Origin of the sequence: Serratia sp. CY83965, assembly GCF_052166375.1 — a bacterium.
Classification (GTDB): Bacteria; Pseudomonadota; Gammaproteobacteria; order Enterobacterales; family Enterobacteriaceae; genus Serratia; species Serratia marcescens.
The window spans coordinates 106,334-128,040 of record NZ_JBJNOV010000004.1 but is presented as its reverse complement, the minus strand read 5'-3'; the positions used below and the strand labels follow the sequence as shown (position 1 = coordinate 128,040).

Sequence of the window (21,707 nt, the reverse complement as noted above, 5' to 3'; positions counted from 1 at the left end):
CAACTACTGCACCGGGAGCCCCCCATGTCGGGAAACAACGCAATCAATGTTCGGGCGCTGATCGACGACCGCCCGTTAGGCAAATGGCAAAAGATGATCGTGCTGCTCGGCTTTTGCATCATTGCTCTGGATGGATTCGATATCGTTATCATGGGATTTATTGCGCCAGAGCTTAAGGCGGATTGGCAAATCACTAACCGCGAACTGGGGCTGGTGATCAGCGCGGCGCTGATTGGCCTGTCGCTGGGCGCGATGCTATCCGGACCATTGTCAGACAGATTCGGCCGCAAAGTCGTCATCATCAACAGCGTATTCTTTTTTGGCGTTTGGACGCTGGTGACGGCGTTTTCTCAAAATATGGAGCAGATGATGTTATTTCGCCTGCTCACCGGATTGGGGCTCGGCGCCGCCATGCCGAATGTCGGCACCCTGGTGGCGGAGTTCGCGCCCGCCCGACGCCGCGCTTTCTTGATTACCGTGGTTTTCTGCGGCTTCACCTTTGGCGCAGCCTTGGGCGGATTCGCCGCGTCCTGGCTGATGCCGCGCTTCGGCTGGCATGCCGTGCTGCTGCTTGGCGGTATCTTGCCCCTGCTGTTCGCGCCCGTGCTGATGGCGGCGTTACCCGAATCGGTGTGTTTCCTGGTGGCGAAACGGGCAGATCAGGGCGGCATTCAGCGCATTCTGGCGAAACTGGCGCCCGATCGCGATTTTCGACATTCTACCGTCGTTCTGCCCCCGCCGGGCCAGGTCTGCACTCATCCGGTTAAACTGGTAGTGAGCGCACGGTACCGCTTCGGCAGTTTAATGCTGTGGGGCGCGTATTTTAGCGCGCTGTTTCTGTACTACACCTTAGGCAGTTGGCTGCCACTGCTGATTAAAGACAGCGGTTTCAACATCGCGCAAGCGGCGGTCATCACCGCGCTGTTTCAGGCGGGCGGGACATTAGGATCGCTATTTTCCGGGTGGGTGATGGACAGATCCGAACCACATCGCGCGTTGGCGTCGATTTATGGGTTGGGGGCGCTGTTCACTCTGCTGATGGGGATGGCAATGGGTTACCCCCTCCTGATGGGCGGCTGCGCGATGGCCATCGGGTTCTGCATCGGGGGCGCCAACACCGGCATGAACGCGTTGTCGGCCAGCTTTTACCCCACCGAAGCGCGAGCCACCGGCTCCAGCTGGATGCACGGCATCGGCCGTTTGGGCGCTATCTTAAGCGCGCTGGCCGGGGCTGAAATGCTGGCGCTCGGTTGGAGCTTCAGCACCATTTTCGCCGTCCTGGCGCTTCCCGCCCTGCTGACGGTGGCGATGATCGTCGCTAAACGGCGTCATCAGGCGCGTCAAGCGACAGAGCATCAATATACCGCCTGCTTTGACGCGCGTTCAAATGACATTCGCTGAACGCACGGATTAGCGCCGCGTTTGAAGAACGAGAGATAGGAGAGCAAGGATGACATTCCCTCACGTCCTTTCTTCGAAACACACGCATTCCGGCTGCAAGCGCGCGACGCCTGAGCCGGAAGACACCCTACCATCTGACTAAAAACGCCACCTCATTCCCCCAATTTGACAACCTCAGAGAAAAGTCACTAAGGAGTTCATATGCAAAAAGCGCATAGGACACGGGACGGGAAAAAATACCTCCTGTGGTTTCTTGCCGGGCTGATGTTCATCATCGGTCTGGCTATCTGCCTTCTCGGCGCCAGATTGGCCTTCGTCGGCGGAACGTTTTATTTCTTGGCGATGGGTCTGGCGATGATTATAGCCGCCAGCCTGATTGCTCGCCGTCGTCGCAGCGGCATAATCCTGTACGCGCTCGCCTTCACCGTCTCCCTGTTTTGGGCCATTGCCGATGCCGGCTGGCATTACTGGCCGCTGTTCTCGCGCCTTTTCACCCTCGGTGTTTTAGCGTTTCTTTGCGCTATCGCCTGGCCATTAATGCCCGGTCATTCGATCAACAAAGGCCCAGCTTTCAGTTTAGCGGCGTTCCTCGCCATCGGACTGGGAGTCAGCTTCGGATGGATGTTCAGTTTCCAACCTCTGGTCAGCGCGACGAAAACCATCCCCGTGTTTCCGGTAACCGCCGGCAAGCAACAGAAGAATTGGGAACACTGGGGAAATACCCCTTACGGCGATCGCTTCGCCGCACTTGACCAAATAAACAAGCAGAACGTTTCCCGATTGCAGGTGGCCTGGACAGCCCATACCGGCGATATCCCCGCGAGCAAAGGTTCTGGTGCGGAAGATCAGAATACACCCTTGCAGATCGGCGACACGCTGTATGTCTGTACTCCATACAGTAAAGTGTTGGCTTTAGATGTGGATAACGGAAAAGAAAAATGGCGTTTCGATCCGCAAGCCGCCTCGCCGAACTGGCAGCGCTGCCGGGGCCTGGGTTACTACGAGAATCACGCCACACCAGCGGTAACAACCCCGAGTCGCCCACCCGCGCTCTGTTCGCGCCGTTTGTTCCTGCCCACGATTGATGCCCGACTCATCGCCCTTGATGCCGACACGGGGAAATTGTGCGACGCCTTTGGCGATCGCGGTACCGTCGATCTCGGTAGTGGCATGGGCGAAATCAAACCGGGCTATTATCAACAAACCTCCACGCCGCTGGTAGCCGGAGACGTCGTCGTCGTGGGGGGACGCGTAGCGGATAACTTTTCCACTGACGAACCTCCCGGCGTTGTTCGAGCTTATGATGTCCACTCCGGCAACCTCGTGTGGGCCTGGGATCCTGGCAATCCTGAACTGCGCGGCCTGCCGCCGGAGGGGCAAACCTATACTCGCGGTACACCGAATGTCTGGTCAGCCATGTCCTATGACAAACAATTGAACTTAATCTATTTACCCACAGGCAACGCGACACCTGACTTTTTCGGTGGCACTCGTAGCGCACTGGACGATAAATACAGCTCCGCCGTTGTCGCCATAGACGCCGCTACCGGTAAAGTGCGCTGGCACTACCAGACCACACACCACGATTTGTGGGACTTCGATCTGCCATCACAGCCACTCTTGTTCGATTTGCCGAACGGCAAAGGTGGCATTACGCCGGTTCTGGTGCAAACCAGCAAGCAGGGCATGATTTTCATGCTCAACCGTGTAAACGGCGAACCCGTCGCGCAAGTTGAGGAACGCCCTGTACCGGCGGGGATCATCAAGGGTGAACGCTATTCCCCCACCCAGCCGTACTCAGTGGGAATGCCGATGATGGGCAATGAACAATTGAAAGAGTCGGATATGTGGGGCGCAACGCTGATTGACCTGCTGCTATGCCGTATTCAGTTTAAAGAAATGCGCTATCAGGGCATTTTCACCCCACCGGGTGAAGACCGCGCCCTTCAATACCCAGGATCTCTGGGGGGGGATGAACTGGGGCAGCGTCTCCGCGGATCCACACAATAACCTGATGTTCGTCAATGATATGCGCCTGGGATTGGCACATTATCTGGTGCCGAGGAATAAGGTTCCAACCAACGCCAGCGGCATAGAAATGGGAATAGTCCCGATGGAAGGCACCCCGTTCGGGGCCATGCGAGAACGGCTCCTCTCCCCGTTGGGGATCCCCTGCCAGAAACCGCCGTTCGGCACGATGTCCGCCGTAGACCTGACTAGCGGCAAATTGGTGTGGCAGGTCCCTGTAGGGACAGTCGAAGATACTGGGCCGCTTGGCATCAGCATGCGGATGCCTATCCCTATCGGCATGCCAACGCTGGGCGCGTCGCTGTCGACACAGTCAGGTCTCCTGTTTTTCGCCGGCACGCAGGATTTCTATTTACGCGCCTTTGATACCGCCAACGGTAAAGAGATTTGGAAGTCGCGCTTGCCGGTAGGTAGCCAATCCGGCCCGATGACTTACCTCTCGCCGAAAACCGGCAAACAGTACATTGTCATCAATGCGGGGGGCGCACGCCAATCACCGATGCGCGGTGACTACATTATCGCTTATGCGCTACCGGACAAGTAATTCGGTATGAGAAATATCAGGCAAACACGGGGTTTACAGTGTGAGTAATCCCATAACCAACGGGCGGCGTCAAACCCGCCCTCTCGCTCGCAACATGACAACAGTAAGACGAAAAGACGTTTTGATAAGCGTCGGCAAAGAGTCGGGACAGAGGAAAACAGACGGCAACCGGCCAGAGCTGAGATTTTACTGTGATGGGGATCGTTGAAAGATTCATTCGTAAGTGATTGAATAGTGGCGGAGAGAGGGGGATTTGAACCCCCGGTAGAGTTGCCCCTACTCCAGTTTTCGAGACTGGTCCGTTCAGCCGCTCCGGCATCTCTCCTGACAACGCTTGCTATCATGCCCGCTTTTGCGGCATTTTTACAGCATTAGCATACCGCTGAACGTTCAAGTGACGACTTTACGAGCAACCTGATGATTAAATGGCCGTGGAAAGCGACTCAACCCTCTCAACCCCAGGCAGACATCGAGGCCCAGTGGCAGGACGCGCTGGCGATCCCGCTGCTCTCGCCGCTGAATGAGCAGGAGCGGCAGCGGCTGGTGGCCGTCGCCGGGCAGATCTTGCAGCAAAAGCGCATCGTGCCGCTGCAGGGGCTGCAGCTCACCTCGCAAATGCAGGCGCGCATCGCCCTGCTGTTCGCCTTGCCGGTGCTGGAACTCGGCGCGGAGTGTCTCGACGGCTTCAACGAAATTCTGCTCTACCCCACCCCGTTCGTGGTGGAAGACGAATGGCAGGACGAGATCGGTCTGGTGCACTCGGGGCCGGTGGTGCAGTCGGGCCAAAGCTGGGAACAGGGGCCGATCGTGCTCAACTGGCAAGACGTGCAGGACTCTTTCGACCTTTCCGGTTTCAATCTGGTGATCCACGAAGCGGTGCACAAGCTGGATATGCGCAACGGCGGCGTCGCCACCGGCGTGCCGCCGATCCCGCTGCGCGAGGTGGCCGCCTGGGAACATGATCTGCACGCCGCGATGGAAAGCCTGCAGGACGAGATCGACATGGTCGGCGAAGAGGCCGCCAGCATGGATGCCTACGCCGCCACCGATGCGGCCGAGTGCTTCGCCGTGCTGTCGGAGTATTTCTTCAGCGCTCCCGAACTGCTGGCCGAACGCTTCCCGGCGCTGTATCAGCACTTTTGCCGCTTCTACCGCCAGGATCCGCTGGCGCGCCTGCTGCGCGGCCAGGCGGAAAACGACGCGCAATGGGCTGATTGACGAGCTTATTGCTCAGATACCGAGCAGTCGCACCGCCCGGGGCAATTTAGCGTTGACACACCCGGGGCCGCTGGATATCATGCGCCCCGTTCACACGATTCCTCTGTAGTTCAGTCGGTAGAACGGCGGACTGTTAATCCGTATGTCACTGGTTCGAGTCCAGTCAGAGGAGCCATATTTAGAGAAGCCCGCTTAAGGAAACTTAAGCGGGCTTTTTGCTGTTGGGCGTTTACAGCCCGCGTTGTTCCATCAGCAGCGCCAGATCGACCAAGCGGTTGGAGAAGCCCCACTCGTTGTCATACCAGGCGAGCACTTTCACCAGGTTGCCGCCGATCACCAGCGTGGACAGGCCGTCGATGATCGACGAACGCGCATCGCCCCGATAGTCGCTCGACACCAGCGGTTCATCGCTGTACCCCAGGATCCCTTTCAGCGGGCCGGACGCCGCCGCCGCGCGGAAAGCGGCGTTGATCTCCTCCACCGTAGCCGGGCGTTTCAGCGTCACCGTCAGATCGACGATGGAAACCACCGGCACCGGCACCCGCAGCGAATAACCGGTCAGGCGGCCGTCCAGTTCGGGGATCACCTTGCCGAGCGCCTTGGCCGCGCCGCTGGAGTAAGGCACGATCGATTCCGCCGCCGCCCGCGCGCCGCGCAGATCTTTTTCCGGCTGATCGTGCAACGCCTGGCTGTTGGTATAGGCATGCGTGGTATTCATCAACCCGTATTCGATGCCGAACGCCTGATGCAATACCTGCGCGGCGGGCGCCAGCCCGTTGGTGGTGCAGCTGCCGTTGCTGACCACCTTATGCAGAGCCGGATCGTAGAGGTGATCGTTAACCCCCATCACCAGCGTAATGTCGTCATTCTTGGCCGGCGCCGAGATAATCACCCGCTTGGCGCCGCCGTGCGTGATGTGCACTTCCGCCTTGGCCTTGTCGGTAAAGAAGCCCGTCGCTTCGATCACCACGTCAACGCCCGCGCTGCGCCAGGGGATCTCGGCGGGATCGCGCTGCGAAAACACCTGAATCGGCCGGCCGTCCAGCAGCAGCTGGTTGTCGCCGGCTTCCACCCTGGCCGCCAGCGTGCCGGAAAGCGTGTCGTATTTCAGCAGGTGCGCCAGCGTCTTGCTGTCCGTCAGATCGTTGATCGCCACCACTTCAAAATCGCTGCGCCCCAGCGCCGCGCGCAGCACGTTGCGCCCGATCCTGCCGAAGCCGTTAATGCCTACTCTCACCATGATGCACTCCTCGTTTTTGGGCTTTGCCTAAAATCTAGCGCCGACCAGAAACGGCGTAAATGACGTTTACCAATCAATTTACGCCAAATTGCGCGCATGAAAGCGCTCGCGGTATTCGCTCGGGGTCAATTGCAGTTTGCGTTCAAACACCCGCCGCAGGTTAAGGCCGTTGCCGAAGCCGGTGGCTAAGGCAATCTGCTCGATGCCTTCCGCGCTCTGTTCGAGGCGCTGCCTGGCGGTATGCAACCGCCCCTCTTCGACGAATTTGGCGGGAGAAATGCCCGTCTCGCGGGTGAACACCCGGGTAAAGTTGCGCGGGCTCATCGCCACGCGCTCGGCCAACCGATCGACGCTGAGATCGTCGGCGAGGTTTTCCAGGATCCAGGATTGCAGGTCACGGATCGGCCCCGGCGATTTGGCCTGGTTGAGCGGATAGCGGCTGAACTGCGCCTGCCCGCCGGGGCGACGCAGAAACATCACCAGATCCTGCGCCACTTCGCGCGCCTGCACGAAGCCGTAATCATCCTCCACCAGCGCCAGCGTCAGATCGAAGCCGGAGCTGACGCCGCCGGAGGTCCAGATCGGCCCGTCCTGCACGTAGATTGGGCCGTTTTCGACCTGCACTCGCGGGAAGCGCGCCTGCAGCGTCTCCGCCAGCCGCCAGTGGGTGGTCGCCCGCCGCCCGTCCAGCAACCCAGCTTCGGCCAGCAGCAGAGCCCCGCCGCAAACCGAAGCGATACGGCGCGCCTGCGGCGCCGCGCGACGCAGCCAATCGGCGACCAGGGCGCCCTCTTCTTCGGTCGCCCCCTTGCCGGCGACGATCACGGTATCGCGCGGCTGGGCCGGATCGAGATCCGCCAGGCGATGATCGGCCAACAGGCTCAGCCCGGACAGGCCGTGCACCACCCGGTGAGATTGCGTGGTGGCGACCGCGATCTGATACAGCGGCGTCTCGGCAGGGCTCAGGCGATTAGCCTGCATCAGGATATCGGCGATGCCCGCCGCTTCGAACAGCATGCCCCCTTCAGGGACGATAATCAGGAATGAGTGCATGGCGATAATATAAATAACAATCAAAACAGGCCAGGCGACCACTGTATAAGAAAAGCCCCGTCGGTTCACCCTGCGGGCATAAAAAAAGCCCGCCGATAATCACCGGCGGGCCAGGAAGGAACGGCCATCAAGCCTGCGGCAGGTGCGCCCCGCCGGCGCGCGCCAATTGCGCCAACAGCGCCGTTTGAAACGCCTCATCGTGCACCGCCGCGTGAGGTTCAAGCCGCTGCTGGTGGTGCCAATAGCCGCCGGACGCCAGGGCCTGCGGTTCATCGCTGGTCACCAACCACGCCTGCGTCACATGCCCCAGCGCCAGATCGTCGGGCGCGTCCGCGCCGCCCATTTTGGTCGGCACCCAACCGGGATCGACCGCGCTGCTGATCACGTCAGGCCACAGGCGCGCCACGGCGGCGGCCAGCGCGGTGACGAACAGCTTGCTGTCCGAATAAGAACCGCCAGCGCCGCCAAGCCAATCCACGCCGTTCAGTTCCGCCACGCCGTCAAAATGCATGCTGCTGCTCAGGTAGACGACACGCTTGGGGCGTTCGATCAGGGCCGTCAGCAGGTAGGGCGCCATGACGTTCACCGGCATCACCTGCAGCCCGGTAAACATGCCGGCATTGTGGATCACCGCGTCCGGGCGGCCGAGGCGATTGACCTGCTCGGCAAGCTGCCGGATCTGCTGCACATCGGACAGATCGCCGATCGCCGCCTGCGCGCCCCGATCCAGCAAATCGCGCACCGCGGCCAAACGGCCAGGCTCACGCGCATGCAGGATCACCTGATGCCCTTCGTCCAACAGCGTTTGCGCGGCGGCGCGGCCCAGCCCGTCGACCGAGCCGGTAATGAAAATGCGTGACATGCCACTCCTCCGTTTAGCGCCAGCCGAGCGCCGGCGCGACATGGGTTAAAATCGATTCGATGACGTGCGCGTTGTAATCCACGCCCAGTTGGTTAGGCACGGTCAGCAGCAAGGTATCCGCTTCGGCGATGGCCTCGTCCTGCGCCAGCTGCTCGATCAGCACATCCGGCTCAGCGGCATAGCTGCGGCCGAAGATCGCCCGGGTCTGCGCGTCGATATACCCCAGCTGATCGCCCTCCTTGCCGCCGCCGCCGAAGTAGTTGCGATCCCGCTGATCCACCAGCGCGAAGATGCTGCGGCTCACGGAAACCCGCGGCTCGCGCGCATGGCCGGCCTCTTGCCAGGCCGCGCGATAGGCGCGGATCTGCTTGGCCTGCTGGATGTGGAAGGGCTCGCCGGTCTCGTCGTTCTTGAGCGTCGAGCTTTGCAGATGCATGCCCAGCTTCGCCGCCCAGACAGCGGTGGCGTTCGAACCGGCGCCCCACCAGATGCGATCGCGCAGCCCGGCGGAAAACGGCTCCGGCCGCAGCAGCCCAGGCGGATTCGGGAACATCGGCTGCGGATTGGGTTCGGCGAACCCTTCACCGCGCAGCGCTTCCAGGAACACTTCGGTATGGCGGCGGGCCATGTCCGCGTCGGTCTCGCCGTCGGCCGGGGCATAGCCGAAATAACGCCAGCCGTCGATCACCTGCTCCGGCGAACCGCGGCTGATGCCGAGCTGCAGCCGCCCGCCGGCGATCAGATCCGCCGCGCCGGCGTCCTCCACCATGTACAGCGGGTTTTCATAACGCATGTCGATCACGCCGGTGCCGATCTCGATGCGTTGGGTTTTGGCGCCGATGGCGGCCAACAGCGGGAACGGCGATCCCAGCTGGCGCGCGAAGTGGTGCACGCGAAAATAGGCGCCGTCCGCCCCCAGATCTTCGGCGGCGACCGCCAGATCGATGGACTGCAGCAGCGCATCCGCTGCGGAACGGGTGCCGGACTGGGCGGAAGGCGACCAGTGGCCAAACGAGAGAAAACCAATTTTTTTCATCGGGCATCATCCTCAGAGGCAAAACATGGGCCTACAGTGACAAAAACCGCGCGCTCTGCGCCAGCAAAATCGCCCCCGATCGCACTAAACGAACCGATTGCCGCCGCGCCGCCCGGCGATTGTAATCAAAAAACAAATGTCGTATAACAAGCAGCTCCGAGGGGTGTCCTGTTACGGGCTGAGATGGCGCAAGCCGAACCCTTTGAACCTGATCTGGGTCATGCCAGCGAAGGGACGGTTAGGCAACAACGCGATCACCCGTTGCCTGTTCATACCCCAGCGTGCCCGGATCTCCACTGACTCAAGGAGGTCCCATGTCCATCACTACCCTGTTCGAAAGCGGTCTTTACGGCCGGCTGCGCCACCATGCCGGCAGCCACTGGCAAGATTACGTCGATCATCCGTTTCTGCAGCAGCTGGCCGCCGGCACCTTGCCTGAACGCGCTTTTCGCCGCTACCTGACCCAGGACTATCTGTTTCTGCTGCACTTCGCCCGCGCCTACGCGCTGCTGGTCAGCAAGCTGCGCACTCTGCCGGAGATGCGCGCCGCCACCGCCTCGCTCAACGGCATCGTCGCCGAACTGCCGCTGCACGTGGCCTACTGCGCCGAATGGGGGCTGAACGAAGCGCAGATCGCCGCCCAGCCGGAAGCGGCGGAAACCATGAACTACACCCGTTACGTGCTGGATATCGGCCATGCCGGCGACGCCCTCGATCTGCTGGCCGGCCTGCTGCCCTGCGTGGCCGGCTATGCCGAAATCGGCCTGCGGCTGCTGCACGATCCCGCCACTCAGATGGAGGGCAATCCTTACGCCTCCTGGATCCGCAACTACGGCGACGAGGGCTATCTGGCCGGCGTGCGCGCCGCCATCGAACTGCTGGAAACCGTTGGTCAGCAGCGCGGCGCACAGGGCCGCTTCACCGAGCTGGCGCAGATTTTCACCACCGCCACCCAGCTGGAGTCGGCATTTTGGCAAATGGGGCTGAACGCCTCATGACCTCCCCGCGTCTCCCGCCTGGCATCCAGGTGCGGGATCTCAGCCTGCATTTCGGTCAGCAAATCGTCTTCGACCGGCTGAGCTTCGACATCGCCGGCGGCAGCTTCGTCGCCCTGCTCGGCGCCAGCGGCGCCGGCAAAACCAGCCTGCTGAAGATCATCGCCGGCCTGGCGCAGGCCAGTTCGGGTACGGTGATCGGCAGCGACGGTTTGCCGATCGCCGGGCGCATCGCCTACATGGGGCAAAAAGACCTGCTCTACCCGTGGCTGACCGTCGAAGAGAACGTCGCCCTCGGCTCGCGGCTGCGCGGCGAGACGCCGGATCGGGCGTGGACGGCGCACCTGCTCGAACGCGTAGGCCTGGCCGCGCATGGCCACAGCCTGCCCGCCGCGCTGTCCGGCGGCATGCGCCAGCGCGCCGCCATCGCCCGCACGCTCTACGAACGCCAGCCGATCGTACTGATGGACGAACCCTTTTCCGCGCTGGACGCCATCACCCGCGCCGAGATCCAGAGCCTGGCCGCCGAGCTGCTGGCGCAAAACACCGTGCTGCTGATCACCCACGACCCGATGGAAGCCTGCCGCCTGAGCCACCGGCTGCTGGTGCTGTCGCCCTGGCCGCTGGGCCTCGACGATACTCACCGCATCAGCGGGCTACCGCCACGCGCGCCGGATGACGCCGACCTGCTGAAAAGCCAGGCCGAGCTGCTGCAGCAACTGGTGAGGGCGGCGCAATGAAGATTGCCAAAGAGCGTGGCCTCACCCGCCTGCGGCGTGGGCTGACGGTGTTTGCCGGCCTGCTGCTGCTGTGGTGGCTGGCGGCGCAAAGCGGCATTCCGGCCTTTCTGCTGCCCACGCCGGGCGCGGTGGCGCAGGCGCTGTGGGACGGGCGCGGCTATCTCGCCTGGCACACGCTGGTCACGGCTTCGGAGATCGTCAGCGGGCTGGTGCTGGGCGTGCTGCTCGGCGCGGCGCTGGCGCTGTGCATGATCTTCTCGCCGCGACTGCAGCGCTGGCTGATGCCGCTGGTGCTCACCAGCCAGGCGATACCGGTGTTCGCCCTGGCGCCACTGCTGGTGCTGTGGTTCGGCTTCGGCATGAGCGCCAAGGTGGCGATGGCGGTGCTGGTGATTTTCTTCCCGGTGGTGTCGGCCTTTTTCGACGGGCTGCGCCGGGTCAACAACGACTATCTCGATCTGGCGCGCACGATGCGCGCTTCGCGCTGGGCGCAGCTGCGGCACGTGCGGCTGATGGCGGCGCTGCCGGCCTTCGGCTCCGGCCTGCGCATGGCCGCCGCGGTCGCGCCGATCGGCGCCATCATCGGCGAATGGGTCGGCTCGGCCGAAGGGCTGGGCTACGTGATGCTGAACGCCAACGCGCGCATGCAGACCGACGTCTGCTTCGCCGCGCTGTTTATTTTGGTGCTGATGACCGTGCTGCTGTGGGCCGCGGTGGATGCGCTGCTGCGGCGCCTGATCGCCTGGGCGCCGGAAAACGACTGATGATTGCAACCATAACCAGGGATAAAGGAACGACCATGATCAAACAAACCGTTTGCGGGCTGCTGCTGGGCGCCGCCATCACCGGCCAGGCCGGCGCGGCCGAAAAGCTGACGCTGGTGCTCGACTGGTACATCAACCCGGATCACGCGCCGATTATGGTGGCCGAGCAGATCGGCGCCTTCAAGGCCGCAGGGCTGGACGTCAAGATCGTGCCGCCGTCCGATCCGGCGCTGCCGCCGCGGCTGGTGGCCGCCAAACAGGCCGACCTTGCCATCACCTATCAACCGCAGCTGCATTTCTTCGCCGATCAGGGCCTGCCGCTGATGCGCGTCGGCACGCTGATCAACACGCCGTTGAATACGGTGATCGCGCTGGATAAAAACATCACGTCGCCGGCAGATCTCAAGGGCAAAACGGTGGGTTACTCGGTCAGCGGCATCGAACAGGCGACGCTGGCCACCATGGTCGAACACGAACACCTCAAGCCGCAGGACATCAAGCTTATCAACGTCAACTTCCAGCTGACCAGCGCCCTGCTGGCGGGCCAGGTCGATGCGGTGATCGGCGGCTACCGCAACATCGAAGCGCTGGAGCTGAAGCTGCAGGGCAAGACGCCGGTGGTGTTCAACGTCGAAGATTACGGCGTGCCGGCCTACGACGAGCTGATCATCGTCGCCAACCGCGATGCGGTGAACGAGCCGAAAATCCGCAAGTTCCTCGCCGCGTTGAAGCAAGGCAGCGACTACCTGCATGCGCACCCGCAGGACACCTGGCTGGCGTTCGCCAAGGCGCACCCGGAGCTGAATACCGAGCTGAACAAACAGGCGTGGCAAGCCAGCCTGCCGCTGTTCGCGCGTGACCCGGCCAGGCTGGATCGCGCCCGCTACCAGGCTTACGAACAGTTCCTGTTCGACAACAAGCTGATCAAGAAAATCACCCCGGTGGAACAGTACGCGGTGGAGCTCGACTGATCATGCCGAGGCGGCCGGCGGCGCCACCGTCACCTCGCCCTGGCCACTGCGCTGCAAGGCCGCCTTCACCAACCCGTTGGCCTTGCAGCGTTCGATAAACGCGTTCACGTAGGCGGCGCCCTGCGTTTTTTGCCGCGGCACCGCCATCGCCTGGCGGATAGCGGTAAAATGCCCGTCCAGCACCCGGTAGCCGGGATGGGCGGCCGCGGCGGCCAACAGCGGTTGACGCACGCCGGCCGCCGCCTCCAGCCCCCGTTCGAAAAACAGCGCGATCGCCTCGGCGGAGGTTGCCGCCCGCACCAGCTGCGCCTGCTGCAGCGTGCGCGATAAAAACAGATCGTACGCCGCCCCCTGGCCGACCGCGATGCGCACCTCCGGCCGGTCGAGCTGCGCCGCCTCAAAGTAAGGCGCGTCGTTCGCCACCAGGTAAGTCCCCTCGATGATCACGTAGGGTTCGCTGAAAGCGATTTGCGCCGCGCGCACCGGCTCGATAGCCATAAACGCCAGGTTCCAGGCGCCGCTGTCCAGGTCGGCGAACACCTTGCCCGCCGCGTCATAGGTGACCAGTTCGAGCGCCACGCCCAGTTCGCGAGCCAGCGCGGCGGCCAGCTCCACCGAAGCGCCTTGCGGTTTACCGCCGGCCCCGGCCTGCGCCAGCACCGGATTGCCGTAGTTGATCGCCGCGCGCAACACGCCTTGCGGGGCCAGATCGTCGAGTACCGCTGCGGGGATTGTCTGCATACTTCCTCCTGAATGGCTGATGGGCGCACCGTCCGGCGCTCATTAAGCGTAGAGCGAAACCTCCGACCAGCAAGCTTTCGCCGCCGCGGCCGCCGTCGGCGTGATTAACGTCACACTATTGTCATAAAAATGTACAATAGCCGCCGTTCGTCGGCCGTAGCGGGAGATCGCGCGTTGTTCCGCCGCCGGCAATAGGCTATACCCTTCACTTTTCGCGCCGCGGCACGGTCGGCGGCGCAGACCAGGGCAGCAACGTTTTTTTCCAATCAGACAAGGTTTGGCGGATGGTTTTAGCAGTCGTTTCTTTTGTTCTCTTTTTGGCGTCGATTTTGATTTATCGCACCCGGGCCGCCGCCAACCGCTGGTGGTTCGCCATTCTGCTGACGCTGCTCGGCAGCTATCTGGTGCTGAACGTCATCCTGATCGCCAGCAACTACTTTACCGGCGACGGCATCACCGACGCGGTGATTTACACCGTCACCAGCAGCCTCAAAGGCGCGGGCATCAGCAAATACGTGCTGCCGTTCATCGGCCTGCTGGCGGCGTTGGGGCTTATCTTCGCGGTGCTGGCCCGCAGCCTGCTGCGCCGCAAAGCCAAAGGCAGCAGCGTGGCCTACAGCCTCGTCGCCGTGCTGCTGGCGCTGTTTTCGGTCGGCACCACCCCGGCATTTCAGGACATCTCGCTGCTGGTCAAAAGCCAGATCGTCGGCGATACCGCCGATTTCACCACCTACTACAAAGCGCCGAAAAAAACCGTACAGGGCAAGCGGCCGAACCTGGTGTACATCTATGCCGAGAGCCTGGAACGCACCTACTTCGATACCGAGCTGTTTCCCGGCCTGGCCGACGAGCTGAACGCCCTGCGCGCGGACAGCATCGATTTCAGCAATACCCAGCAATTGCCGGGCACCGGCTACACCATCGCCGGCATGGTCGCCTCACAGTGCGGCATTCCGCTGTTCGCGCCCTTCGACGGCAACGCCTCCAGCGCGGTCTCCACCTTCTACCCGGAGAACGTCTGCCTGGGCGACGTGCTGAAGGCCGCCGGCTACAGCAACTATTTCTATCAGGGCGCCGAGCTGGCGTTCGCCGGTAAAGACACCTTCCTGAAATCCCACGGCTTCGACCACGTATACGGCTTCAAAGAACTGCGCGAACAGGTCGCCGATCCGAGCTACAAAAACGACTGGGGCTGGTACGACGACAGCGTGCTGGACGTGGTGTACGGCAAGTTCGTCGAGCTGTCCAAACAGCGCCAGCCGTTCTCGCTGTTCACCCTGACCGTCGATACCCATCACCCGGACGGTTTTATCTCCGCCGGCTGCAGCAAGAAAAGCTACGCCTGGCAGAACAAGGAAAACCGCTCGCTGAGCGCGGTAGCCTGCAGCCAGCAACACATCGCCGCGCTGATCGACAAGATCAAACGCTCGCCCTATTTCAGCAACACCGTGATCGTGGTGTCCTCCGATCATCTGGCGATGAACAACACCGCCTACGACATCCTGACCAAACAGAAGCGCCGCAATCTGTTCTTCATCATCGACGGCACCCGGCCGCTGGCGGAACAGCGCAACGAGAAACGCAGCACGCTGGACAACGGCGCCACGGTGCTGGACGTGATGGGCGGCGACAACTACATCGGCCTTGGCCGCAGCAGCCTGTCGGCGCCGTCGCTGTCTACGGTGTTCCTGAATATCGAAGAGAAGATCAATGGCTGGAAACCGGCGGTGATCAACCAGTGGGGCCTACCGAACCGCATCAGCGACTACAGCGTGGACACGCGCCAGCGCAGCTTCAGCTTCTCCGGCGTCACCTACAAGGTGCCGTTCATCCTGCGGGTGGGCGATAACCGCATCGAACCGATGTTCAACGTCTACCTCTCCACCCCGCTGCGCAAACAGCTGGCCGGACTGGGGGCGGGGGAGAAATTCGTCTGGGTCGATAAATGCTACGAGATCGGCCGGGTCTGGGCGCCGCAGCTGGCGCTGAGCACCGACATCTGCGTGGCCTCCGGCACCCTCGCCTCGCCGCCGCAGATCGCGCAGGCCAGCGGCGAACGCTTCAACGGCAAGGTGAACTTCACCGGCCCGGCGGCGGACAGCGTCGCCGATTACCAAAACGCCGTCGCCCGCCTGCAGGTGGACGACGCGGCGGTGAAATACCGGGCGGACGCCATCGAGTTCATGCTGCCCGGCATGCCGGAACAGGTGAAGGCCATCACCGGCGTCTCCGCCGTCGAGGAATGGGGCCGCTGGTCCGACGCCAATCTGGCGCCGGCGGTCGACATCGATTACGTCGACCCGCTGCCGAAAAGCTTCGATCTGGTGCTGCGCGCCCGCGCCTACGGCAACAACGTCGGCGAACCGATTTCGGTGCGCGTCGGCGACGAAGAGCGCTTTGTGTCGCTCGGCGAACAGGACAGCACCGTCACCCTGCGCTTCGATAACCCGCGCGGCGCGCAGAAGATCAGCATTACCCCGCCGGCGCCGACCGAGCCGAAAGAGAACGCCAGCGGCGGCTTCACGCCGAAGAAGCTGGGCATCGGCCTGGTGTCGCTGAAGGTCGAAGCGGCCGCTCCCGCCTCCTGATCTCTCCGCCTTCACGGGCGCGGTAATTTCTTTGCCGCGCCCGTCATTTCAACCAAGCTTTTACGCCCTTCTTCGGCTAACCTGTGACGGTGAAACGCCGCCAATCCCGCCAGAGCCGGGACATCGAAGGAGAAAGTATGAGCTATGCCCCACCTCGCAGCGGCCTCAGCGCCGATCAGGCACTCGATCAACTGGAAGCCCTGTATGACGCCGCGGTAGACGCGCTGCGGCAGGCGGTCAGTGACTTTATCAGCCACGGCACCCTGCCGGATGCGCAAGCGCGCGCCGCCGGACTGTTCGTGTATCCCGAACTGCGCGTCAGCTGGGACGGGCAGCAATCCGGCCCGAGCAAAACCCGCGCCTTCGGCCGCTTTACCCATCCCGGCAGCTACAGCACCACCGTGACCCGGCCGCAGCTGTTCCGCCACTATCTGGCCGAACAGCTGGCGATGCTGGAACACGACTACGCCGCCCATATCGAAGTGGCGCCGTCGCAGCAGGAGATCCCGTTCCCTTATGTCATCGACGGCTCCAGCCTGGCGCTCGATCGTTCAATGAGCGCCGGCATCGCGCAGCATTTCCCCACCACCGAGCTGGCGCAGATCGGTGACGAGACCGCCGACGGCCTGTACCACGCCACCGACAACCATTTCCCGCTGTCGCATTTCGATGCGCTGCGCGCGGATTTCTCGCTGGCGCGTCTGCGACACTACACCGGCACGCCGGTGGAGCATTTCCAGCCGTTCGTGCTGTTCACCAACTACACCCGCTATGTGGATGAGTTCGTGCGCTGGGCCTGCGCCCAGATCGCCGATCCGGCCAGCCCGTACATCGCGCTCTCCAGCGCCGGCGGCACCTACATCACGCCGGAAACCAGCGCGCCCGAGCAAGCGGTGTCCGATCTGGCGTGGAAAAACCACCAGATGCCGGCCTATCACCTGATCTCGCGCACCGGCCAGGGCATCACGCTGATCAACATCGGCGTCGGCCCGTCCAACGCCAAAACCATCTGCGATCACCTGGCGGTGCTGCGCCCGAGCGCCTGGCTGATGATCGGCCACTGCGGCGGCCTGCGCGAAAGCCAGAAGATCGGCGATTACGTGCTGGCCCATGCCTATCTGCGCGACGATCACGTGCTGGATGCGGTGCTGCCGCCGGATATCCCGATCCCGAGCATCGCCGAGGTGCAGCGCGCCCTGTACGACGCCACCAAGATGGTCAGCGGCATGCCCGGCGAAGAGGTTAAACAGCGTTTGCGCACCGGCACCGTGGTCACCACCGACGACCGCAACTGGGAGCTGCGCTACTCCGCTTCGGCGCGCCGCTTCAATCTCAGCCGCGCGGTGGCGGTCGACATGGAGAGCGCCACCATCGCTGCTCAGGGTTATCGCTTCCGGGTGCCGTACGGCACGCTGCTGTGCGTCTCCGACAAACCGCTGCACGGCGAGATCAAACTGCCGGGCCAGGCCAACCGCTTCTACGAAGGGGCGATCTCCGAACACCTGCAGATCGGCATCTGCGCCATCGATTTGTTGCGCGCCGAGGGCGATCGTCTGCACTCGCGCAAGCTGCGCACCTTCAACGAACCGCCGTTCCGGTAACGGTGCTCAGGCCCGCTGCGGCGGGCCGTTTTTTCCTCAACGCACCAGCGCCAACGCGCGCTTCTCCTGCCTGCGGCCGCCGGCGATCGACAGCAACAGGTCTTTCACCAGCAGCGCCGGGGCGGACAGCGCCTGTTGGCTCGACATGCACAGTGACAGCGGCACCGACATCGTCGGCGCATTGATGCGCGCCATCCAGGCCTTGGCCGGGCCGATCATCGCGCGCGCCACCGATTCCGGCAGCACGGTCGCCCCTAGCCCGCTGGCGATCGCGGCGCTCAGCGCGCCCGAGGATTCGATCTCCCCCACCACGTTGGCAGCCAGCTTGCGCAGCGCCATCGCCTCCTCCAGTTGGTTGCGCACCGCATCGCCCTCACGCGGCAGGAACAGGTTCAGCCGCGCCACGTCCAGCAGCTCGACGCTGTTGCCGGGATGCGGCACCGCGCGCGTCGCCACCAGATAAAGATCTTCCCGCATCAATGCGATGGCGTGCAGCCCGGCGGGCATTTTGGCGCCGTAGACCATCGCCATGTCCAGCGTCTGGTTAGCCACCTGCCCGGCCAACGCCGCGCCGCCGTTTTCATGCAGGCTGAGCAGGATGCCCGGCTGCTGATCGCGCAGGGTCTGCAACAGCGGCAGCGCCAGCTGCGCCGCGGTGCTGCCCGACGCCAGCCCGAGCGACACCTGACCGCTCATCGCCTGTCCGGCGCTGTTGACCGCGCTCTGCGCCTGCTCGCACTGGCGCAGAATGGTCTGCGCGTGGGCATACAGAATGTTGCCGGCCTCGGTCGGCTGCACCCCGCGCTTGGTGCGGATCAGCAGCTGTTGCTTCAGCTCTCCTTCCAGCGTCGCCAACTGCTGGCTGAGCGCCGGTTGGGCGATGTGCAACACCTCCGCCGCCTGGGTCAGGCTGCCGATATCGACGATTTTCACGAAGTACTTCAGACGTCTGAAATTCATAGTGCCTCCAGCGAGCCGCTAAATTGAGAATGCCGAAATCCGGTCATGCAATCACAGCAAGATCCAGGCCAGAGTCGGTAAACGGCCGTGGAAGCGGGGTACAAGGCGGTAAATGGCCGTTCGCCGGGCGGCGCGCGCCACCGCGCAGGGCAACCGTTGCACCATCGGCAGGCAACGGCGCCGATCAACGGGCGATTCGGCGACGCTGCGCGCGGGATAAGCGACAAAAGCGAGAAAAAGCAGCAGGTTGGGTAATCTTGCAGCAAACGAACGCATCGGACGTCTTCACGCTTTACAAGCCGCAACCGCCCCGCTATTATTCGCCCCGTTCACACGATTCCTCTGTAGTTCAGTCGGTAGAACGGCGGACTGTTAATCCGTATGTCACTGGTTCGAGTCCAGTCAGAGGAGCCAAATTCTTATTTTCATGCCACTTTGCGAATCCCTATATGATTCGAATTCAATGAGTTAGCGTGAAAAGTCTTCCCGATGCATTTTCAGTTTTCCCTCCGCATCGGGAGAATTTGGTGGTCAGATTTGGGGTCATGTTGGTTCGATGACGGAGTGACCCCCAAATGTCTCTTAACGACACAAAAATCCGCAGCTTAAAACCATCCGCTAAACCCTTCAAAATTTCCGATTCCCATGGTCTGTACCTGTTGGTCAATCCAGGCGGTTCACGTCTCTGGTATCTCAAATATCGTATCAATAGAAAAGAATCTCGCCTTGGCTTAGGCGCCTACCCTGACGTGTCTTTGGCTGATGCTCGTCAACAGCGTGATGGTATCCGTAAACTCCTCGCGCAAAATATCAATCCAGCACAACAGCGCTCTGCTGAAAGAACCACTTCCACACCAGAAAAAACCTTCAAACATGTGGCACTGGAGTGGCATAACAGCAACCGAACATGGTCAGAGAACCATGCAACCCGTCTGCTTGCCAGCATGAACAATCATATATTTCCTGTGATTGGACACTTGCCGGTAACTGAACTGAAACCTCGCCATTTTATCGACCTGCTGAAAGGCATTGAGCAAAAAGGTCTGCTGGAAGTCGCAGCACGTACCCGGCAGCATATGTGCAACATCATGCGTCATGCCGTACATCAGGAGTTGATAGAGCATAATCCTGCAGCAAATCTGGACGGTATCATCGTCCCTCCCGTTAAACGCCACTACCCTGCCCTTCCGCTGGAGCGACTGCCGGAACTGTTGACACGCATTGAGGACTACAAGCAAGGACGAGAGTTAACCCGCCTGGCCGTATCACTTACCCTTCACCTATTCATCCGCTCCAGCGAGCTGCGCTTCGCCCATTGGTCTGAGATCGATTTCAAAAATAGAATCTGGACCATTCCTGCCACTCGCGAGTCCATCCCCGGTGTCCGTTACTCTGGGCGTGGTGCAAAAATGCGTACTCCACATATCGTTCCACTCTCCTGTCAGTCCATCGCTATTCTGAAACAGATACGGGAAATATCCGGTCATCAGGTGCTGGTATTCCCCGGCGATCACAATCCGTATAAACCGATGTGTGAAAACACGGTCAACAAGGCGCTACGCCTGATGGGCTATGACACAAAAGATGAAATCTGCGGCCACGGGTTTCGGGCAATGGCCTGTAGTGCCCTGATGGAATCTGGCCTATGGGCACAGGATGCGGTTGAACGGCAGATGAGTCACCAGGAACGCAATAGCGTTCGAGCAGCCTACGTCCATAAAGCAGAATATCTCGATGCCCGTAAAGCGATGATGCAATGGTGGTCGGATTATCTGGATATGTGCCGGAAAGTGTATGTGCCACCTTATATTTGTGGAAAGGAAATCAGTTGCACAATGGGATAACTGGCCTGGCAAAATAAAACCCAAAAAATAGCCGTATCAGTCTGTACTGATACGGCTATTTTTCTAGTTTCAGTGCGGATAAATTGTTAAGCCGTTATGAGCATCGTCAGCCAGACTGTCCTGCGTGAATCGAAAGTGTGAAGTCCGCTTCTCATACAGAACTATCCACGGAAACGTATTAGGTCTGTTATGAGCGAAAAGCGGACGTTGGAAATTGAGTTGCCTTGGCTATTGCTAGCATTGCCGTGTGTTAGTAAACGGAGAGTAGGTCACGTTTTGCCATTCCGGTCAGTCCGTTTTTAAAAGAATGAGTGAGCAATGATTCAACTGTACCAGGCTGGAGCAAGCCTGATTTTTTCCCATTCTTCAGGGTCATGACCGGGTATTAATATCGCGTTATATCGCTCGGTAAGCTGGCGCAGCTTTTGGACAGACTGAGCGACATCAGTGGCTGACGTCATCAGGCCAGGGAGCGCCCTCTCATGGTAATGATCTAAGGTGTAAGCCGCATCAATCGCTAGCGTAAAATTTGTACCGCTGGATAATCTGATAAGAAAAGATTGATGCCCGGGTGAATGCCCTGGCGTAAAAATGCACTGTAACGTGCCATCACCGTAAAGGTCATAGTTATCCTCAGACAACCCGTTTAGAAAAAACCAGTTGAGCTCAGGATGATCGTAATCGTATCGGCAATAGGCTCCAGATGTAAACCAGTCAGGAGCAAAGGCATATTCATACTCTCTCCTCTGAACCACATGAGTGGCATGTGGGAAGCGACCAATCGCGCCAGTATGATCAGAGTGCAAATGGGACAGTACCACGTAGCGGATATCTTCTGGTGCGACGCCAATCCTTTTAAGCTGCTCCAGACAGCCCTGTTCTTCTGACATTACCGGTTTAAACTGCTCTACAGCGCCTCCCCAATAGGCAAAGGGGTCTTTCAATCCCTCTACAGCCAGACCACCGTCAATCAGGGTAAAACCATCCGGATGTGTCAGAAGGAACCAAGGGACCGGAATTTCATAACTCTCTCCCACTCCCTGATTCATCCGAATATGGTGATATTTACAATGCTGCGTTCCTGACTGGAACATGAAAAGTTTGATATCTGACATAATTAT

At 61.1% G+C, this 21,707-nt stretch carries 17 protein-coding genes, 3 tRNA genes, 1 pseudogene and 1 riboswitch; of the genes and pseudogenes, 12 read left to right on the top strand and 9 right to left on the bottom strand.

Annotation, left to right across the window (positions count from 1 at the left end):
- The first annotated feature begins 24 nt into the window (after positions 1-24).
- Positions 25-1,401, top strand: a complete 1,377-nt coding sequence (locus ACJ8PL_RS11450; RefSeq protein ID WP_079451545.1) for an MFS transporter — start codon at positions 25-27, stop codon at positions 1,399-1,401.
- Between the two features lie 201 nt (positions 1,402-1,602).
- Positions 1,603-3,973 (top strand): annotated as a pseudogene (locus tag ACJ8PL_RS11445) (membrane-bound PQQ-dependent dehydrogenase, glucose/quinate/shikimate family).
- 235 nt (positions 3,974-4,208) lie between these two features.
- On the opposite strand, the gene ACJ8PL_RS11440 reads toward ACJ8PL_RS11445, so the two are convergent.
- Positions 4,209-4,298: transfer RNA gene (locus ACJ8PL_RS11440), tRNA-Ser, on the bottom strand.
- 92 nt (positions 4,299-4,390) lie between these two features.
- Between ACJ8PL_RS11440 and mtfA the strand changes: the two genes are divergently transcribed.
- A complete protein-coding gene (gene mtfA, locus ACJ8PL_RS11435; protein WP_048795162.1) occupies positions 4,391-5,191 on the top strand; it encodes a DgsA anti-repressor MtfA in 801 nt (266 codons plus the stop codon).
- 99 nt (positions 5,192-5,290) lie between these two features.
- Positions 5,291-5,366, top strand: a tRNA-Asn gene (locus tag ACJ8PL_RS11430).
- 54 nt (positions 5,367-5,420) lie between these two features.
- On the opposite strand, the gene gap is transcribed toward ACJ8PL_RS11430, so the two are convergent.
- From gap to ACJ8PL_RS11410, 4 genes are all read right to left on the bottom strand, one after another.
- Positions 5,421-6,431, bottom strand: a complete 1,011-nt coding sequence (gene gap, locus ACJ8PL_RS11425) for a type I glyceraldehyde-3-phosphate dehydrogenase (protein WP_016927129.1) — start codon at positions 6,429-6,431, stop codon at positions 5,421-5,423.
- Positions 6,432-6,509: 78 nt separating this feature from the next.
- Positions 6,510-7,484, bottom strand: a complete 975-nt coding sequence (locus ACJ8PL_RS11420) for a GlxA family transcriptional regulator (RefSeq protein ID WP_028128346.1) — start codon at positions 7,482-7,484, stop codon at positions 6,510-6,512.
- 127 nt (positions 7,485-7,611) lie between these two features.
- Positions 7,612-8,346, bottom strand: coding sequence for an SDR family NAD(P)-dependent oxidoreductase (locus ACJ8PL_RS11415; RefSeq protein ID WP_016927127.1), 735 nt, complete (start codon positions 8,344-8,346; stop codon positions 7,612-7,614).
- Between the two features lie 13 nt (positions 8,347-8,359).
- Complete coding sequence (locus ACJ8PL_RS11410) at positions 8,360-9,382, bottom strand: LLM class flavin-dependent oxidoreductase (protein WP_016927126.1); 1,023 nt, start codon at positions 9,380-9,382, stop codon at positions 8,360-8,362.
- Positions 9,383-9,531: 149 nt separating this feature from the next.
- Positions 9,532-9,634: riboswitch (TPP riboswitch) on the top strand.
- Between the two features lie 62 nt (positions 9,635-9,696).
- On the opposite strand from ACJ8PL_RS11410, the gene ACJ8PL_RS11405 reads away from it, so the two are divergent.
- From ACJ8PL_RS11405 to ACJ8PL_RS11390, 4 genes are read left to right on the top strand one after another with little or no spacing between them, the layout of a single operon-like run.
- A complete protein-coding gene (locus ACJ8PL_RS11405) occupies positions 9,697-10,380 on the top strand; it encodes a TenA family protein (RefSeq protein ID WP_016927125.1) in 684 nt (227 codons plus the stop codon).
- Positions 10,377-11,117: an ABC transporter ATP-binding protein gene (locus tag ACJ8PL_RS11400; RefSeq protein WP_306376860.1), complete on the top strand. Its 741-nt coding sequence runs from the start codon at positions 10,377-10,379 to the stop codon at positions 11,115-11,117. The genes ACJ8PL_RS11405 and ACJ8PL_RS11400 overlap by 4 nt, the downstream gene beginning before the upstream one ends.
- Positions 11,114-11,881 carry an ABC transporter permease gene (locus ACJ8PL_RS11395; protein ID WP_079449898.1) on the top strand — a complete coding sequence of 256 codons (768 nt, stop codon included), beginning with the start codon at positions 11,114-11,116 and terminating at the stop codon, positions 11,879-11,881. Before ACJ8PL_RS11400 ends, ACJ8PL_RS11395 begins: the two co-directional genes overlap by 4 nt.
- Positions 11,882-11,916: 35 nt before the next feature.
- Entirely contained in the window at positions 11,917-12,852 is a 936-nt protein-coding gene (locus tag ACJ8PL_RS11390) for an ABC transporter substrate-binding protein (protein ID WP_079451552.1), read from the top strand.
- Here ACJ8PL_RS11390 and ACJ8PL_RS11385 read toward each other — a convergent pair whose 3' ends face one another.
- Positions 12,853-13,593, bottom strand: coding sequence for a transporter substrate-binding domain-containing protein (locus ACJ8PL_RS11385; RefSeq protein ID WP_016927121.1), 741 nt, complete (start codon positions 13,591-13,593; stop codon positions 12,853-12,855).
- Positions 13,594-13,877: 284 nt separating this feature from the next.
- On the opposite strand from ACJ8PL_RS11385, the gene opgB reads away from it, so the two are divergent.
- Positions 13,878-16,181: a phosphatidylglycerol--membrane-oligosaccharide glycerophosphotransferase gene (gene opgB / locus ACJ8PL_RS11380; protein WP_193842889.1), complete on the top strand. Its 2,304-nt coding sequence runs from the start codon at positions 13,878-13,880 to the stop codon at positions 16,179-16,181.
- Between the two features lie 137 nt (positions 16,182-16,318).
- Complete coding sequence (locus ACJ8PL_RS11375; protein ID WP_015378406.1) at positions 16,319-17,782, top strand: AMP nucleosidase; 1,464 nt, start codon at positions 16,319-16,321, stop codon at positions 17,780-17,782.
- 36 nt (positions 17,783-17,818) lie between these two features.
- On the opposite strand, the gene nac is transcribed toward ACJ8PL_RS11375, so the two are convergent.
- The gene (nac, locus tag ACJ8PL_RS11370) at positions 17,819-18,742 is read right to left on the bottom strand and encodes a nitrogen assimilation transcriptional regulator NAC (RefSeq protein ID WP_306376861.1); all 924 of its coding nucleotides are present in this window, start codon (positions 18,740-18,742) and stop codon (positions 17,819-17,821) included.
- A 51-nt stretch (positions 18,743-18,793) separates the two neighbouring features.
- Positions 18,794-19,018 (bottom strand): hypothetical protein, encoded by a 225-nt coding sequence (locus tag ACJ8PL_RS11365; protein ID WP_126502250.1) that lies wholly within the window; start codon positions 19,016-19,018, stop codon positions 18,794-18,796.
- 62 nt (positions 19,019-19,080) lie between these two features.
- Between ACJ8PL_RS11365 and ACJ8PL_RS11360 the strand changes: the two genes are divergently transcribed.
- Together ACJ8PL_RS11360 and ACJ8PL_RS11355 are read left to right on the top strand one after the other, a co-directional pair.
- A tRNA-Asn gene (locus tag ACJ8PL_RS11360) sits at positions 19,081-19,156 on the top strand.
- A gap of 161 nt (positions 19,157-19,317) precedes the next feature.
- On the top strand, positions 19,318-20,586 hold the full coding sequence (locus tag ACJ8PL_RS11355) for a tyrosine-type recombinase/integrase (protein ID WP_049267539.1): 1,269 nt from the start codon (positions 19,318-19,320) through the stop codon (positions 20,584-20,586).
- Between the two features lie 323 nt (positions 20,587-20,909).
- Here ACJ8PL_RS11355 and attM read toward each other — a convergent pair whose 3' ends face one another.
- Positions 20,910-21,704 carry an AttM family quorum-quenching N-acyl homoserine lactonase gene (gene attM / locus ACJ8PL_RS11350; protein ID WP_179275577.1) on the bottom strand — a complete coding sequence of 265 codons (795 nt, stop codon included), beginning with the start codon at positions 21,702-21,704 and terminating at the stop codon, positions 20,910-20,912.
- Positions 21,705-21,707 lie beyond the last annotated feature (3 nt).

Coding starts and splice junctions, on each gene's coding strand:
- ACJ8PL_RS11450 (WP_079451545.1), top strand. CDS start 25: ATGTCGGGAAACAACGCAATCAATGTTCGGGCGCTGATCGACGACCGC.
- mtfA (WP_048795162.1), top strand. CDS start 4,391: ATGATTAAATGGCCGTGGAAAGCGACTCAACCCTCTCAACCCCAGGCA.
- gap (WP_016927129.1), bottom strand. CDS start 6,431: ATGGTGAGAGTAGGCATTAACGGCTTCGGCAGGATCGGGCGCAACGTG.
- ACJ8PL_RS11420 (WP_028128346.1), bottom strand. CDS start 7,484: ATGCACTCATTCCTGATTATCGTCCCTGAAGGGGGCATGCTGTTCGAA.
- ACJ8PL_RS11415 (WP_016927127.1), bottom strand. CDS start 8,346: ATGTCACGCATTTTCATTACCGGCTCGGTCGACGGGCTGGGCCGCGCC.
- ACJ8PL_RS11410 (WP_016927126.1), bottom strand. CDS start 9,382: ATGAAAAAAATTGGTTTTCTCTCGTTTGGCCACTGGTCGCCTTCCGCC.
- ACJ8PL_RS11405 (WP_016927125.1), top strand. CDS start 9,697: ATGTCCATCACTACCCTGTTCGAAAGCGGTCTTTACGGCCGGCTGCGC.
- ACJ8PL_RS11400 (WP_306376860.1), top strand. CDS start 10,377: ATGACCTCCCCGCGTCTCCCGCCTGGCATCCAGGTGCGGGATCTCAGC.
- ACJ8PL_RS11395 (WP_079449898.1), top strand. CDS start 11,114: ATGAAGATTGCCAAAGAGCGTGGCCTCACCCGCCTGCGGCGTGGGCTG.
- ACJ8PL_RS11390 (WP_079451552.1), top strand. CDS start 11,917: ATGATCAAACAAACCGTTTGCGGGCTGCTGCTGGGCGCCGCCATCACC.
- ACJ8PL_RS11385 (WP_016927121.1), bottom strand. CDS start 13,593: ATGCAGACAATCCCCGCAGCGGTACTCGACGATCTGGCCCCGCAAGGC.
- opgB (WP_193842889.1), top strand. CDS start 13,878: ATGGTTTTAGCAGTCGTTTCTTTTGTTCTCTTTTTGGCGTCGATTTTG.
- ACJ8PL_RS11375 (WP_015378406.1), top strand. CDS start 16,319: ATGAGCTATGCCCCACCTCGCAGCGGCCTCAGCGCCGATCAGGCACTC.
- nac (WP_306376861.1), bottom strand. CDS start 18,742: ATGAATTTCAGACGTCTGAAGTACTTCGTGAAAATCGTCGATATCGGC.
- ACJ8PL_RS11365 (WP_126502250.1), bottom strand. CDS start 19,018: ATGCGTTCGTTTGCTGCAAGATTACCCAACCTGCTGCTTTTTCTCGCT.
- ACJ8PL_RS11355 (WP_049267539.1), top strand. CDS start 19,318: ATGTCTCTTAACGACACAAAAATCCGCAGCTTAAAACCATCCGCTAAA.